14 protein-coding genes are annotated in these 14201 nt (G+C 64.8%); 4 read left to right on the top strand and 10 right to left on the bottom strand.

Going from position 1 to position 14201, the window contains the following annotated elements; all coding sequences use genetic code 11:
- Positions 1-133 precede the first annotated feature (133 nt).
- From SALA_RS13635 to SALA_RS13610, 6 genes are all read right to left on the bottom strand, one after another.
- Positions 134-517 (bottom strand): hypothetical protein, encoded by a 384-nt coding sequence (locus SALA_RS13635; protein ID WP_011542952.1) that lies wholly within the window; start codon positions 515-517, stop codon positions 134-136.
- Between the two features lie 76 nt (positions 518-593).
- Positions 594-1238, bottom strand: coding sequence for an NrsF family protein (locus tag SALA_RS13630; RefSeq protein WP_011542951.1), 645 nt, complete (start codon positions 1236-1238; stop codon positions 594-596).
- A 4-nt stretch (positions 1239-1242) separates the two neighbouring features.
- Positions 1243-1767 carry a sigma-70 family RNA polymerase sigma factor gene (locus SALA_RS13625; protein ID WP_011542950.1) on the bottom strand — a complete coding sequence of 175 codons (525 nt, stop codon included), beginning with the start codon at positions 1765-1767 and terminating at the stop codon, positions 1243-1245.
- Positions 1764-2234, bottom strand: a complete 471-nt coding sequence (locus SALA_RS13620; protein ID WP_011542949.1) for a DoxX family protein — start codon at positions 2232-2234, stop codon at positions 1764-1766. Before SALA_RS13620 ends, SALA_RS13625 begins: the two co-directional genes overlap by 4 nt.
- A 115-nt stretch (positions 2235-2349) precedes the next feature.
- Complete coding sequence (locus tag SALA_RS17735; protein WP_153802712.1) at positions 2350-2718, bottom strand: multinuclear nonheme iron-dependent oxidase; 369 nt, start codon at positions 2716-2718, stop codon at positions 2350-2352.
- A 4-nt stretch (positions 2719-2722) separates the two neighbouring features.
- Positions 2723-4816 carry a RelA/SpoT family protein gene (locus SALA_RS13610; protein ID WP_041383389.1) on the bottom strand — a complete coding sequence of 698 codons (2094 nt, stop codon included), beginning with the start codon at positions 4814-4816 and terminating at the stop codon, positions 2723-2725.
- Between the two features lie 99 nt (positions 4817-4915).
- Between SALA_RS13610 and SALA_RS13605 the strand changes: the two genes are divergently transcribed.
- From SALA_RS13605 to SALA_RS13590, 4 genes are all read left to right on the top strand, one after another.
- Complete coding sequence (locus SALA_RS13605; RefSeq protein ID WP_049754671.1) at positions 4916-5827, top strand: glycosyltransferase family 2 protein; 912 nt, start codon at positions 4916-4918, stop codon at positions 5825-5827.
- 85 nt (positions 5828-5912) lie between these two features.
- Positions 5913-6431 (top strand): winged helix-turn-helix transcriptional regulator, encoded by a 519-nt coding sequence (locus SALA_RS13600; protein WP_011542945.1) that lies wholly within the window; start codon positions 5913-5915, stop codon positions 6429-6431.
- 64 nt (positions 6432-6495) lie between these two features.
- Complete coding sequence (locus tag SALA_RS13595; RefSeq protein ID WP_011542944.1) at positions 6496-7620, top strand: sensor histidine kinase; 1125 nt, start codon at positions 6496-6498, stop codon at positions 7618-7620.
- Positions 7617-8423: a LytR/AlgR family response regulator transcription factor gene (locus SALA_RS13590; RefSeq protein ID WP_011542943.1), complete on the top strand. Its 807-nt coding sequence runs from the start codon at positions 7617-7619 to the stop codon at positions 8421-8423. Before SALA_RS13595 ends, SALA_RS13590 begins: the two co-directional genes overlap by 4 nt.
- Positions 8424-8511: 88 nt before the next feature.
- Here the strand turns inward: SALA_RS13590 and ribA are convergent, their stop codons facing one another.
- The 4 genes from ribA to SALA_RS13570 form a co-directional block, all read right to left on the bottom strand.
- Positions 8512-9414, bottom strand: a complete 903-nt coding sequence (gene ribA, locus SALA_RS13585; RefSeq protein WP_011542942.1) for a GTP cyclohydrolase II — start codon at positions 9412-9414, stop codon at positions 8512-8514.
- Positions 9415-9575: 161 nt separating this feature from the next.
- Complete coding sequence (locus SALA_RS13580) at positions 9576-10370, bottom strand: exodeoxyribonuclease III (RefSeq protein WP_011542941.1); 795 nt, start codon at positions 10368-10370, stop codon at positions 9576-9578.
- Positions 10371-10992: 622 nt separating this feature from the next.
- Complete coding sequence (locus SALA_RS13575) at positions 10993-11613, bottom strand: LolA family protein (protein ID WP_011542940.1); 621 nt, start codon at positions 11611-11613, stop codon at positions 10993-10995.
- A 185-nt stretch (positions 11614-11798) separates the two neighbouring features.
- Positions 11799-14114, bottom strand: coding sequence for an FtsK/SpoIIIE family DNA translocase (locus SALA_RS13570; RefSeq protein WP_041384149.1), 2316 nt, complete (start codon positions 14112-14114; stop codon positions 11799-11801).
- Between the last annotated feature and the right edge of the window lie 87 nt (positions 14115-14201).

Here is a 14201-nt window from a genome sequence, read left to right as displayed (position 1 = left end):
GCACCACCTGAATTGGTTCTGCAATCCAGCCATGCGCCTTTCCAGCGCCTGCACGCTCACCGCGTCTGCATTGCGCCTCTTGTCGGAGACGCATCGAAGCCATGGGCAGCGGCGCCGACGTGCTCAATTCGCCTCACTGTGCGAACCGATGTTCTGCGATGCCGTTCGTGACCGCCGCAATGGCCGACAGCAGACCCAGAAATAGGACGATACAAAGCAGGAAATTGAAAGCGCTCTGGACGAACCGCTGCCAGCGCGAAGCGCCCGTCGGGAATATCCGGATTTCGGGGCGAAGCAGGAAGCGCGAGGCGATGTAGCCGAAGAGCAAACTCGCCAAACACCAATAGAGCAGGCTGAAGAGCGGTTTGGGGTAACGGGCGGCCAGAAACTGGGCGAAACCCACCATGGCGGACCAGCGTACCACCTGGAACGCGTCGTTGACAAACGCTTCGAAATGCAAACCGATCGCGCGGCGGACATTCTGATCAGCGAGCTTTGCGATTGTCTCCCTCATCATTCCCGCTCATCGCACCGGACAAGCTGCTCTTCCAGATTTTTCAGCACATGCCCGGCATCGGCTGGTGCGCCGATCGCTACCAGCGGATCAGGCGCGGAATAACGAGTCTGCCCAGGCCTGCGGTCGCCGCGACGGCAAGGCCGTGCCACAGTCCGATATGGATAATATCATTATACTGGCAGTGCAAAGAGAAGGCGAACATGCCAAAGCTGCCTGCGGCGATTCCGGTGAGCAGTCCGGCGCGCTCGGGCGACGTGGGGGCGCCGCGCCGCAACCACCACACCAGCACCGCGGCGATCAGCAAGCCGAGTGCGCTGCCGGCGACAAGGCAATCGAAACCATGTCCGGCATCTGCGGCGGAAACAGCCATGCGGCCTCGTTCGAGACTCGTCAGGATAGCGGCAATCGGCAGCAGCGCCGTCATGGCGGCGGCCCATCTCCAACCGCTATGATCGCTGCCGATATGGGGCCGGCTCATGACGACAACGGTCGCCGAGGTCGCGAGACCGAGCAGGAAGAACAATCCGGCCGCAAGCAGGAAGACCGGATCGAAGTTGCCCGCCAGCACGTCCGTGCGAAATCCGAACAGCCATGCGACGGCCCCCAATGTGACGCCCAGCCCGGCCAGGGCGAAGCCAAGCCCGCTTGAAAAGCGCAGCGGTCGTATCGGCTCGAGTCCGCCGACCAGTTCGGTAATCAGGAAATTGCTATCGCGGGACATGTTTTCACGCTTTCTCGATCATCGCGGCCAATCTCTTCAGGCCACGGTGGATGTTGACTTTTATCAGGGACTCGCTTTGCCCGCAGGCCAGGGATGCCTCGGCGACGGACAGCCCTTCGATCTTGACCAGCTCAATCGCCCGGGCCTGCGCCGACGGCAACTGCGCGAAAAGCCTTTCGAGGCTGATGCGCGCGACGATCGCCGGCTCGTCGTTGCTTCCGATCAACTCCTCCTCAAGCTCCATTTCCGCTGCGCGATAGACGCGGCGCAATTGATCGACCCAACGATAGCGGGCGATCGCGGCGAGCCAGGGGAGGAAGGGGCGGGATGGATCATAGGTAGCCAGCTTGCTGTGCAGCGACAGCAACGTATCCTGCACCAGGTCTTCCAGATGATTTGGCGCCACTTTCCGGCCAAAATATCGCCTGAGCCAGACCCGGCATTCGATCAGTAGCGTGCGATAGGCCAGTCGGTCGCCCCGCTGCGCCATTGCCATAAGGCGGGCAAGCGATGGCTCGTCCGACTTCATGCTGCTGCCCGGTCGCCCCGCAGCCTGCGGACCAACACCGAATCGAGTGACAGCCACCCGCCGCCGCGAACGATGAGGATGAGCGCCATGGCAAACCAAAGCGAATGCACCTGCCACCAGGCATCGGGATAAACAAAGATCTGGATCACCATTGTCATGCCCAGCAGTGCAAAGGCCGAAAGCCGGGTGAACAGGCCGAGCACGAGCAAAATCGGAAACAGATGCTCGGAGACCGTGGCCATCACGGCGGCAAGATCGCTGGGCAGCGGCACCCCGCTATACTCGTCCTGAAAAAGGTAAAAGGTATTTTCGCTGATTGTGAACCATGTGCCCTCGGCAATCTTGGTCTGGCCGGATCGCCAGAAGATTCCTGCCAGCACCACGCGCATGAATAACAGCGCGAAGCCTTCGGGAATCCGTCCCGCTACCCAGTTGATAACCCGATCGTAAAGCGTAACAACCAGCATCGCCTATTCCACCCCTTGTAATGCCCCAGCCTCCATCAGCGCTACAAGCGCGGTTATGATGTCATCAGGCGGCAAATGGTCTTCGTCTTCGGGTTCGGCGCAGCGATCGAGAAGGTTACAGATGCTGCTCGGCGGGCCGACCCGCGCACGGATTGCGACCATTGCCGCAGTCGCCGCCGAGCCATGGCCTGCGAGATGCACGTCGCCGACCAGGACCGGGCCGATCGCGTTGATTATGGCCAACGGATCGAGCCCCAAGGGGTCGCGCGGATTGAGTATGGGGAAGCGGGAGCAGATCAGGATAGCGGTTGTTTGCGCTGCCGCTCCAAGGCGAATGATCGTAAACCGGCGTCGATGCCCGGCGATCGCACAGCTGCGCAGGTTGATCGAGATCCTTCCGGCCGTGCCCTTCCACGCTGCCGAGCGAGAGGCCGACCGAGAGAAAGCCAGGGTCCGTGCGCCACCCCGAAGCGGGCGGAACCAACCGCCTATAACCGCTCGGCCTGCACGACGCTGTCCGACGCGCGCAGCGCCGACAATATGCGCATCAGGTGCTGGACGTCGCGCACCTCGACGACGACGTCATAGGTGTGGAATCCGCCCTCGCGGTTCGACAGGCGCAAATTGGTGATGTTCGCCATATTGGCGGCAAGGATACCCGACATTTCGGCCAGCGTTCCCGGCTCGTTCAGGATGACGATGCACAGCCGTGCATTGCCGCCCTCGCTGTCCTCCTGCCAGCGCAGGTCGATCCAGTCGGCATCGACGCCATCGGCGAGGCTGGGGCAATCAATGACATGCACCTCGATCCCTTCGCCGGGACGCGACAGGCCGACGATCCGGTCGCCGGGCACCGGGTGGCAGCAATCGGCGAGCTGATAGGCGACGCCGGGCGTCAATCCTGCAATCGACACCGCCGCGCCCTGGACAAGCTTGCCGGGTTTGGTCTTCATCTCGGCAGTGATGCCGGGCACCAGCGCCTCGAGCACCGCGTCGTCTGTCAGCCGCTGCTTGGCGATCGCGATATAGAGTGCGCTGTCGTCTTCGAGTTTCAAGCGCGTCAACGCCGCGGCACGCGCCTTGTCGCCGACCTTGTTCGGCAGGCGGCGGGCGATCTCGTCGTACATCTTGCGACCCAAAGCCGCGAGTTCGACCTTTTCCTTTGAACGGACGTGGCGGCGGATCGCCGCGCGCGCCTTGCCGGTGACCGCAAAGCCGAGCCAGGCGGGCTGCGGCGTCTGTTTGTCCGACGACAGGATTTCGACCGTATCGCCATTGACAAGCTGCGTACGCAGCGGGACAAGCCGCCCGTTGACCTTGGCCCCGACGGTGCGGTCGCCGAGCCCGGTGTGGACGGCATAAGCGAAATCGACCGGCGTTGCGCCCTTGGGCAGCTGGTGCAGGCTGCCCTTGGGGGTAAAGGCAAAGATGCGATCCTGATACATCGCGATGCGCGTGTTTTCGAGCAGCTCGTCGGGGTCGTGCGTCTGTTCGAGGATTTCGATGAGGTCGCGGATCCACCCCGCCTGCCCGTCGGGGCCGCTGCCGCCCTGCTTGTACGCCCAGTGCGCGGCGAGGCCGAATTCGGACTGCTGATGCATCCCGACGCTGCGGATCTGGATTTCGATCCGCATATTCTGCTGGTGCATGATCGTCGTGTGCAGCGACTTGTATCCGTTGCGCTTGGGGGTCGAGATATAGTCCTTGAAGCGGCCCGGCACCATTTTCCACTTGCGGTGGATCAGCCCCAGCGCGGCATAGCAGTCGGCGTCGGTCGGGGTGACGATGCGAAAGGCGATGATGTCGGTCACCTGCTCGAAACTGACGTGGCGCTCCTGCATCTTGCGCCAGATCGAGTAGGGATGCTTCTCGCGCCCCGATACCTCGGCCTCGATCCCCGCGGCGGACAGCAGCTCCCTGAACTCGCGGCTGATCGCGGCGACCTTGTCCTTGCCGCCGGCGGTCAGCTTGGCGAGGCGGCCGGTGATCGTCGCATAGGCTTCGGGTTCGAGCTCGCGGAACGCCAGCAACTGCATTTCGCGCATATATTCGTACATGCCGATCCGCTCGGCGAGCGGGGCATAGATGTCCATCGTCTCCCTGGCGATGCGCCGTCTTTTTTCGGGGTTCTGGATGAAGTGCAGCGTGCGCATATTGTGCAGCCGGTCGGCGAGCTTGACGAGCAGCACGCGGATGTCGTCGGACATGGCGAGCAGGAACTTGCGCAGATTTTCCGCGGCGCGCTCGTTTTCGGTTTGCGCCTCGATCTTGCTCAATTTGGTCACGCCATCGACCAGCCGCCCGACGTCGGGGCCGAACAGGCGTTCGATCTCCTCGGGCGTCGTCAGCGTATCCTCAAGCGTGTCGTGGAGCAGCGCGGTGACGATCGTTTCGCTGTCGAGATGCAGGTCGGTCAAAATCCCCGCGACCTCAACCGGATGGCTGAAATAGGGGTCGCCCGAGGCGCGCTTCTGGCTGCCGTGCTTTTGCACCGTAAAGACATAGGCGCGGTTGAGCAGCGCCTCGTCGACGTCGGGATCATAGGCGCGCACGCGCTCGACAAGTTCATATTGCCTCAGCATCACCCTCAATGTCGCCCTTGGCGCGCATATTGCAATGCGAAACTTGCGTGCGTGGCGCGCAGGAGGTCAGCAATTTTGGTAAAGCGCGTTGGAAGCATCGTGCGCGACCGCTACGACGGTCGGCCGATGGGGACCGAAGCTCTTGATTCGACGCCGCCGCCGCGCGTGTCGATGGTGATGCCCGTGCACAATGGTGCGCGCTGGCTCGCGGATGCGATTGAGTCGGTGCTCACCCAGGAGTTCACCGATTTCGAGCTGATCCTCGTCGACGACGCCTCGCGCGATGCCTCTCCCGCGATCATGGCCGATGCCGCGACGCGCGATGCGCGCGTCCGGATCCTGCGGCTCGACACCAATGTCGGCCTGCCTGCCGCGCTCAACCATGGCTTTGCTGCCGCGCGGGGATCGCTGCACAGCTGGACCTCCGACGACAATCTGCTCCGCCCGCAGATGCTTGCGCGCCTCGTCGCGACGCTCGATGCGCATCCGCACGCCGACATCGTCCACGCCGATTTCATGCTGATCGACGATGCGGGCCGCGAACTCGGCCGCTCGCGCGTCGGGCCCGTCGAACGGCTGCTCTACGGCAATAATATCGGCGCCTGCTTCCTCTATCGCGCGCGCGTGACCGAGGCGCTCGGCGGCTATGATCCCGCCCTGTTCGGGGTCGAGGATTATGATTTCTGGCTGCGCGCGGCGCAGCGCTTCGCCTTCGTCACGCTGCACGAGGATCTCTATGTCTACCGCAAGCACGGCGGCAGCCTGACCAGTCGGCGTTCCGACCAGATTCAGGCGCTGACCGCCGAAATCGTCGAGCGCGCGCTTCCCGGCACGCTGCCCGCGCGCAGCCGCAGCGAAATCCTCCTCGGCCTGGCGCTGCGCAGCCAGCGGCGCTGGCGCTTCGACCTCGTTGGCCGCGCGCTGCGTGCGCATCCGGCGCCGGTCATCGCGCGCCTGCCCGCGCTGGCGCGCTGGTCGCTCGTCGTCGCGCGCAACCGCCTGCTCGGCTGACGCACCACCCGCTTCCCGTTGCGAAATGCAACGAAGCCTCTATATTTTTTTGGCACGGGCGGCGATTTTACGTTAGGGCTTGGCCATGGGAAAATTACGCGAAGTCTTGAACGATCTCGATGGCGGCAATTGCGCGCTGCCGCTGGCGCTGGAGGCGATGGGCGAACGCTGGTCGTTCATGATCCTGCGCGCGGCGTTCAACGGCGTCCATCATTTCGAGGAGTTCCAGCAGGAGCTCAACATCGCGCGCAACATATTGTCGAACCGCCTGTCGAAGCTGGTCGACCATGGCATCATGGCGCGCGAGGTGATGGCCGAGGACCGGCGCAAGGTGCGCTACCAGCTCACCGAGAAGGGCATCGACCTGCTGCCCGCGATGATCGCGCTTCGCCAGTGGGGTGAAAAATGGGGCGCTGGCGTGCCTTCCACCCCCGTGCTCGTCGATGCCCGCGACGAACAGCCGATCGGCCCCGTCCGGCTGACCGCGCACGACGGCCGCGTGATCGGTTATAAGGAGCTGCTGTGGAAGCATCGCTCGGAGCTTCAGCCGCTCGGCCAGGCGCGCGTGCGCGCCGACGGGCCGGCGCCGGTCGCGGCCGGATGACCCACGGCAGCGCCGCCCGCCTTGCCGCGCGCGGTCGTTGACCCACGCTCTCGCCCGCACTTCCATGCCATTGTTCCGACTGACCTCGCCCGGTCCCTTTTTCGACAACAAGGTTCGCGCCTTCTGGAACCTCCAGATCCTCGGCTGGGCGGCGTGGCTCGGGTTGCGCGGCGTGTCAGGGCTCGCCAACGGACAGGCGTTCACCTTCCTCATCCCGCAGGTGATTTCGGCGATCACGGGCTTTTCGCTGACGCTGATCCTGTCGGTCTGTTACCGCGCGCTCATCAATCGTCGGCCGCTGCTGATGTGGGGGGTCAGCTTTGGCCTCGCCGGCCTCGCGACCGCGCTGTGGGCGTTCATCGACGCCTGGGTCGCGCAGATCCAGAACCCGGCGAGTGAAGCCGGATTTACGAGCCTTTTGCTCGGCGCGGTCTATATCGACGCGACCTCGCTCGCGGCCTGGTCGGCGCTCTATTTCGCGATCAACTATTTCCTCCAGCTCGAGGAACAGAATGACCGCGTGCTGCGGCTCGAGGCGCAGGCGGCGTCGGCGCAGCTCGCGATGCTGCGCTACCAGCTCAACCCGCATTTCCTGTTCAACACGCTGAACAGCATTTCGACGCTCGTGCTCCTGAAACAGGCGGAGCCCGCGAATGCAATGTTGTCGCGCCTGTCGGCCTTCCTTCGCTACACGCTTGCCAACGAGCCGACCGCACAGGTGACGCTGGCGCAGGAGATCGAGACGCTGAAGCTTTATCTCGATATCGAAAAAATGCGCTTCGAGGACCGGCTGCGGCCGCATTTTGCGATCGACCCCGCGGTCGCGCGCGCGCGCCTGCCTTCGCTGCTGCTTCAGCCGCTCATCGAAAATGCGATCAAATATGCGGTGACGCCGCAGGAGGATGGCGCCGACATCACCATTTCCGCACAGCTGGCCGGTCAAAATGTCCGGATCACCGTGTCCGACACCGGCGCGGGATTGTCAGGTGACCGCACCGACCCCACCACGGGCGTTGCAACGGAATCGACCGGCGTGGGTTTAGCCAATATCCGGGACCGCCTGGCGCAGGCTTTTGGCGACCAGCACCGGTTCGACGCCCAGGCGGGCGCTGAGGGCGGCTTCACGGTGGTGATCGAGTTTCCGTTCCAGCCCGATGGGCAAGCAAGAATTGGAACCGAAGACACATGACGATCAGAACCATTCTGGTGGATGACGAAAAACTGGCGACCCAGGGCCTGCAACTGCGGCTTGAGGCGCACCCGGATGTCGAGGTGGTCGACACCGCCCAGAACGGCCGCGAGGCCATTCGCAAGATCAAGACGCACAAACCCGACCTCGTCTTCCTCGACATCCAGATGCCCGGCTTTGACGGCTTTTCGGTGATTCAGGGATTGATGGAGGTCGAGCCGCCGCTCGTCGTCTTCGTCACCGCCTTTTCGGATCATGCGATCCGCGCGTTCGAGGCGCAGGCGGTCGATTATCTGGTAAAGCCTGTCGAGCCCGAACGGCTCGCCGATGCGCTCGACCGCGTGCGCCAGCGGCTCACCGAAAAACGCGGCGCAGCCGAGGTCGAGCGGCTGAAGACAGTGCTCGCCGAAGTCGCGCCCGAGGCGGTCGAGGAGTTCGAAAGCGAACATGCCGCTGAGGCGCCGACCGCGGACCGCTATGAGAAGATGATCAACATCAAGGATCGCGGCCAGATTTTCCGTGTCGACGTCGACAGCATCGAGCGCATCGACGCCGCGGGCGACTATATGTGCATCTATACCGCCGACAACAGCCTGATCCTGCGCGAAACGATGAAGGATCTGGAAAAGCGGCTCGATCCGCGCAATTTCCAGCGCGTCCATCGCTCGACGATCGTCAATCTGAGCCAGGTCAAGCAGGTGAAGCCGCACACCAACGGCGAATGTTTCCTCGTGCTCGGTTCGGGCGCGCAGGTGAAGGTCAGCCGCAGCTATCGCGACGTGGTCGCGCGGTTCGTGCATTGAACAAATCGTCGCCCCCGCGAAGGCGGGGGCCGCTGGCAGCCTTGCGCTACGCCGATAGCGGCCCCCGCCTTCGCGGGGGCGACGATTGTTAAAGCTGATGCCCCGTCCGGTCGCGCTTCGTCGCGAGATACTGCTCGTTGTGCGGGTTGGTCGGCAGCGCGAGGGGCAGGCGCTCGATCACCTCGACGCCCTCCTTTTCCAGTCGCGCGACCTTTTCGGGATTGTTCGTCATCAGCCGGATGCGCGGGATGCGCAGCAAGTCCAGCATCCGCGCCGCAATCGCGAAATCGCGCGCCTCGACCGGGAAGCCGAGCCGCAGATTGGCATCGACCGTGTCATAGCCCTGGTCCTGTAGCGCATAGGCACGCAGCTTGTTGACCAGCCCGATCCCACGCCCCTCCTGCCGCAGATAGAGCAGCACGCCCCACGGCGCGTCGGCCATCGCGTGCAGCGCGGCGTGGAGTTGCGGGCCGCAATCGCATTTGAGGCTGCCGAGCACGTCGCCCGTCAGGCATTCGCTGTGCAGTCTGACGACGGGCGGATTGCCGTCACGCCGACCGATGATGAGCGCGACATGGTCCGACGCCTCCTCGGGCGAGCGGAAGGCGACGATTTCAGCCGTCTCGCTCGCCGCCACGGGCAGCCGCGCGCGCGCCGCGATGGCGAGCCGCGCGGGGTCGAGCAACGTCGCGACATCGTGGGCGCGACACTGCGTTTCGGCCTCACCCGCCGCCGCGCGCACGAAGAAGGCGGGCAGGAGCCCCGCGTGGCGCGCCATCGTCATTGCCGCTGCCGCCGCGGCGTCGCCACCCGTCGCGACGGTACGAAAGGGGCCTTTCAATGGATTCGCAAGGTCGAGTGCGGGGTCGGCGATCGCCAGCGCCGCCGCGACCGTGTCGGCGGCGCTGGCGAGCCGCACGGGGCCGGGAGTCGCGGCCGCGCGCTGGTTGGTGAGCTTCAGCGTCACCGCGCGCTCGCCCGACAGCAGCATATCGTCGCTCGCAAACTCCGCGAGCGCCCCGTCGCGCGCGCTTTCGACCGCGAGCAGGTCGAGCGAGCCGTCGGCGCCGGTGACGCGCAGCGGCCACCCGCGGCGCAGCGCGTCGATCGCCCGCGCCGCCCGCCGGGCGCCGCGATCCTGTGCCGCCGCGCTCAAAAGGCAAACTCGGTGATGAGCGGGACATGGTCCGATGGCCGCTCCCAGCTCCGCGCCGGCTGGACGATCCGGTGCGCGACCGCCTTGTCCTTGAGATCGGGCGTCACCCACATATGGTCGAGGCGGCGGCCGCGGTTCGACGCCTCCCAATCCTTCGCGCGGTAACTCCACCAGGTATAAAGCGGCGCCGGTGCCGCGATGAAATGGCGCCCGAGGTCGACCCAGTCCGACGCCGCCTGCAAGCGGGCGAGCGTTTCGACCTCTATCGGCGTATGGCTGACGACATCGAGCAGCGCCTTGTGGTTCCACACATCGCTTGCGAGCGGGGCGACGTTGAAGTCGCCGGTCAGCACCGTGGGCGTTCCGTTCAGCCCACCCGACCAGTCGGTCATGCGCGCCAGAAAATCGAGCTTCTGGCCGAACTTGGGATTGATTTCACGGTCAGGAATATCGCCGCCGGCGGGAATATAGACATTGTCGAGCCGCACCCCCGACGGCAGCGTGACGCCGATATGGCGCGCCTCGCCATTCGCCTGCCAGTCATATTTGCGCACCTCGGCAAGGGGCAGGCGGCTGACGATCGCGACCCCGTGATGCATCCGCTGGCCATGGGTGACGATGTGCCCGTAACCCAGTGCCTCGAACATCGCTTTCGGGAACAGGCCGCATTCGACCTTGGTTTCCTGCAGGCAGAGGATGTCGGGCGCTTCTTCGCGAAGGAACTTCTCGACAATGCCGATGCGGGCGCGGACGCTGTTGATGTTCCACGAAGCGATGCTGGTGCGAGTCATGCGGGTGGCTCTATCGGTGCGTGGTGCCGTTCGCAATGCGATTGCGCCAGCGGCAAAAAGCACCGGATACGTTAAACCCCCGTCCCAGGGGCGGTGGAACGGGGGTTCAAGGTCAGCGTTCGTCACGCTCTTGAATGAAGGTGCCGGGCAGCCCGGGAGGGGCAACAGGGGGAAACCCAAATCCGGGAGCCGTGGTGGCGCCTTCGAGTGCTCGAATAGCCCTTCTTCCCTGTCGCCAAGCTGAACGAAAATGACCGCAGCGCCGTCACATTTGCCGTTCGTCGATGGCTGACGTCGGTTGGTCGGGCCCTAGGGTCAGGACCCATTAATTACCCGTTCGAGGCGTCGAAATGGCGAAGATATCGGGCCTTGGCGGGTGCAGCGGGTAGCATCGCTACCCGCAAGGCCGCGAAGGTCCGGGATCGAAGCCATTTCGGCGTCCCTTCGGGATTTGACCGATTTTGCCCATGGCAGCGTCGAAAAGTCTTGAAATATATCCATATTCCCGCGCCTTTTCTCCTCGCCCTGAGCAAAATCGCTTCAAACCTCGAACGGGTAATTAATGGGTCCTGACCCTAAGCGCATCCGGCATCCGTCGATGGGCCGACGGCGGCGTTTCGGCTCAGCGCCCGCGACGATTGGGGCGCGGGTCGGTCCAGCGGAACGCCGAATCGGCGACCGCGACGTTGAACCGCTGGTTCGACAGGTCGATGCGCGTCCTGTTGTTCTGCGAATCGAGCGCGACCCAGCCGCGCAGGCGCAGCCCCGCGGGCGCCGAGGCGTCACGCACGAACACCATGGTGATCGTGCCATATTCGGGACGCTCGGGATCCTTGACCTCGACGCTCAGCACATCCTTGTTGCCCGTCGGCAGTATTCGCGCATATTTTGCGAGGTCGCGGTCGGGATCGAGCAGCGCGCCGAGCGGCGAGTTTTTCACCGGCCAGCTCTGCACCTGCCGCACTTCATAGTCGATCACCGTCAACCGGCTGCCGTCGCCGACGATCAGCATCGGGACGCCCTTCTGATACTGAAAGCGGATCTTGCCGGGGCGTTTCAGGGTGAGCTTGCCCGACAGGCGCTGGCCGTTGCGGTCGGTCTGGACGAAGTCGGCGGTCATCGTGTCGCTCGCCTTGAGGTGCGCCTGCACCGACGACAGCGCGCTTGCCGACTGGCCGATCGCGGGGGTGGCGAGGGCAAGTCCGGCGGCGGCGAAGGGGGCGATCATTTTATGGAAGGTCATCTGGCTCTCTATCTTGCTTACAGGCCCGCATCGTGAAGGTCAGGCGTTTAACGCGATCTGAATTGTCATTTCATCTCCCGGTCATCCCGGCGAAAAACGGGATCTCGCCGTGCAGGCATGACGCTTCGTTGCAATCGCGGTCGTCGCCGGGATGACGATTGGGAAAAGGCGATGGTTCAATCGGCTTACCGCGGCTGGCCATATTGGTCGGTGAGCACGTCGCGGCGGCCGACATGGTTGGGGGGGCTGACCAGCCCTTCCTCCTCCATGCGCTCGATCAGGCGCGCGGCGCTGTTGTACCCGATACGGAGCTGCCGCTGAAGCCAGCTCGTCGAGGCCTTCTGGCTTTCGGCGACGATCTGGCACGCCCTGGCATACATGCGGTCCTCGGCGCTGTCGCCGCCCGCGGGCGCGCCTTCGAGCGCGAAACCGCCATCTTCGGGGTCTTCGGTGACGCTCTCGACATAGTCGGGGCGTCCCTGTCCCCTCCAGTGATCGGCGACCGCGCGCACTTCGTCGTCCGACACGAACGGCCCATGGATGCGCGTGATCTGCTTGCCGCCGGGAACATAGAGCATGTCGCCCTTGCCGAGCAGCTGTTCGGCGCCCGCCTCGCCCAAAATGGTGCGGCTGTCGATCTTGCTGGTCACGTTGAAGCTGATGCGCGTCGGCAGGTTCGCCTTGATCACGCCGGTGATGACATCGACCGACGGGCGCTGCGTCGCGAGGATCAGGTGGATGCCCGCCGCGCGCGCCTTTTGCGCAAGGCGCTGGATCAGGAACTCGACTTCCTTGCCTGCGGTCATCATCAGGTCGGCGAGTTCGTCGACGACGACCACGATCTGCGGCAGCGGCTGGTAATCGAGCGTCTCTTCCTCATAAACCGGCTGGCCGGTGTCGGGGTCATAGCCCGTCTGGACGCGGCGGCCGAGCGACTTGCCCTTGGCGAGCGCGGCGCGGACCTTGTCATTATAACCCGCAAGGTTGCGCACCGACAGCGACGACATCATCCGGTAGCGATCCTCCATCTGTTCGACCGCCCATTTGAGCGCGCGGATCGCTTTCTTGGGCTCGGTCACGACGGGGGCGAGCAGGTGCGGAATATCGTCATAGACGCTGAGTTCCAGCATCTTGGGGTCGATCATGATCATCTTCACCTGGTCGGGGCCCAGGCGATAGAGCAGGGACAGGATCATCGCGTTGAGCCCGACCGACTTGCCCGACCCCGTGGTCCCCGCGATCAGCAGGTGCGGCATCGGCGCAAGGTCGGCGATCATCGCATCGCCGCTGATATTCTTGCCGAGGATGATCGGCAGCGATCCGCCATGGTCCTGGAACAGCGCGCTGCCGATGATTTCGTGCAGCACGACCGATTCGCGGTGCGCGTTGGGCAGTTCGATCCCGATGACGGTGCGGCCGGGGATCGGTGCGATGCGCGCCGACAGCGCCGACATGTTGCGCGCGATGTCGTCGGCAAGGTTCGATACGCGGCTCGCCTTGGTCCCCGGCGCCGGTTCGAGTTCGTACATGGTGACGACCGGACCCGGCCGGACCGCGGTGACGACGCCCTTGACCTGGAAATCCTCGAGCACCGATTCGAGCAACCGCGCATTGCGTTCGAGCGCCGCCTTGTCGATCTGTCCGGCGGGCCGTTCGGGCGCGGGGGTGAGGAGGTCGATCGAGGGCAGTTGATAGTGGGTGAACAGCTCGGTCTGCGGCCTGGGCTTCGGTTTCGACGGCGCGGTGCGCTGCACCGGCTCGGCGATTTCGGGCGGCGCGCGGTCCACAGGTTCCGCGACCGCGCGCGGGCGCACGACGCGATCCATCGGACCCGGCGCCCGGTCTCCGTCGAACGGCACGGCGCGCTGGGGGTCGACAACGCGTCCCCCATCGGCCTTGGGCAGACGAAGGCGCGACGCCCAGCCCTTTTCGAGGCGCAGCGCGCGCCATGCAAGGAACAGCCCGACGCCGATCAGCAGCAGGATCGTCGCAAAGCGGATCAGCGCCGCGGCGGGCTCGCCCGCGCTGGCGAACAGCGGGGTGATCGCGCCGCCGACGAGCAGCGCGATGATCCCGCCCCAGCCCGCGGGCATCGGCGCGCCGGTCGCGGGCGCCCAGAGTTCGGCGCCCAGCCCGACGAGCAGGATGCCAATAAAGCTGTAGGACAGCTGGCGCGGCCAGTGCGGCTGCGGCTTCCCCTTCCACATCCGCCACGCAAAAATCGCGAGCAGCGGCAGCAACAGGATGATGCCGATGCCGCCGATCGACAGGCCGATGTCGGCGAACCACGCGCCGGCATTGCCCATCCAGTTCGCCGCGGTGCCGTCGGCGGCGGTGTTGAGCGCCGCGTCGGTGCTGTCATAGGTTGCGAACGCCAGCGTCAGGAACAGCGTGAACAGGCCAAGCGCCGCCGCCGCCGCGATCACGATCGACCGCGCGATGCTCTGGCGGAAAACCGTGCGCCAGTCGGCCTTTGCGGGTGCGGCCTTGCGGCTTGCCATAATCTCTTCATGTCCCTGATGATTGACCGTCGCGATATGCGCACGGGGGGGAGTCGCCGTCAAGCGCGGGGCCGGGCGGTGTGCGCC

The sequence above is a fragment of the Sphingopyxis alaskensis RB2256 genome, from assembly GCF_000013985.1.
GTDB lineage: Bacteria > Pseudomonadota > Alphaproteobacteria > Sphingomonadales > Sphingomonadaceae > Sphingopyxis > Sphingopyxis alaskensis.
The sequence above is the reverse complement of the archived record's forward strand: the minus strand, read 5'-3'. Positions and strand labels throughout refer to the sequence as shown.

Excerpts from the sequence above, each read along its gene's own strand:
- SALA_RS13635 (WP_011542952.1), bottom strand. The coding sequence starts at position 517 with ATGATGAGGGAGACAATCGCAAAGCTCGCTGATCAGAATGTCCGCCGC.
- SALA_RS13630 (WP_011542951.1), bottom strand. The coding sequence starts at position 1,238 with ATGTCCCGCGATAGCAATTTCCTGATTACCGAACTGGTCGGCGGACTC.
- SALA_RS13625 (WP_011542950.1), bottom strand. The coding sequence starts at position 1,767 with ATGAAGTCGGACGAGCCATCGCTTGCCCGCCTTATGGCAATGGCGCAG.
- SALA_RS13620 (WP_011542949.1), bottom strand. The coding sequence starts at position 2,234 with ATGCTGGTTGTTACGCTTTACGATCGGGTTATCAACTGGGTAGCGGGA.
- SALA_RS13610 (WP_041383389.1), bottom strand. The coding sequence starts at position 4,816 with ATGCTGAGGCAATATGAACTTGTCGAGCGCGTGCGCGCCTATGATCCC.
- SALA_RS13600 (WP_011542945.1), top strand. The coding sequence starts at position 5,913 with ATGGGAAAATTACGCGAAGTCTTGAACGATCTCGATGGCGGCAATTGC.
- SALA_RS13595 (WP_011542944.1), top strand. The coding sequence starts at position 6,496 with ATGCCATTGTTCCGACTGACCTCGCCCGGTCCCTTTTTCGACAACAAG.
- SALA_RS13590 (WP_011542943.1), top strand. The coding sequence starts at position 7,617 with ATGACGATCAGAACCATTCTGGTGGATGACGAAAAACTGGCGACCCAG.
- ribA (WP_011542942.1), bottom strand. The coding sequence starts at position 9,414 with ATGCTGCTGTCGGGCGAGCGCGCGGTGACGCTGAAGCTCACCAACCAG.
- SALA_RS13580 (WP_011542941.1), bottom strand. The coding sequence starts at position 10,370 with ATGACTCGCACCAGCATCGCTTCGTGGAACATCAACAGCGTCCGCGCC.
- SALA_RS13575 (WP_011542940.1), bottom strand. The coding sequence starts at position 11,613 with ATGACCTTCCATAAAATGATCGCCCCCTTCGCCGCCGCCGGACTTGCC.
- SALA_RS13570 (WP_041384149.1), bottom strand. The coding sequence starts at position 14,114 with ATGGCAAGCCGCAAGGCCGCACCCGCAAAGGCCGACTGGCGCACGGTT.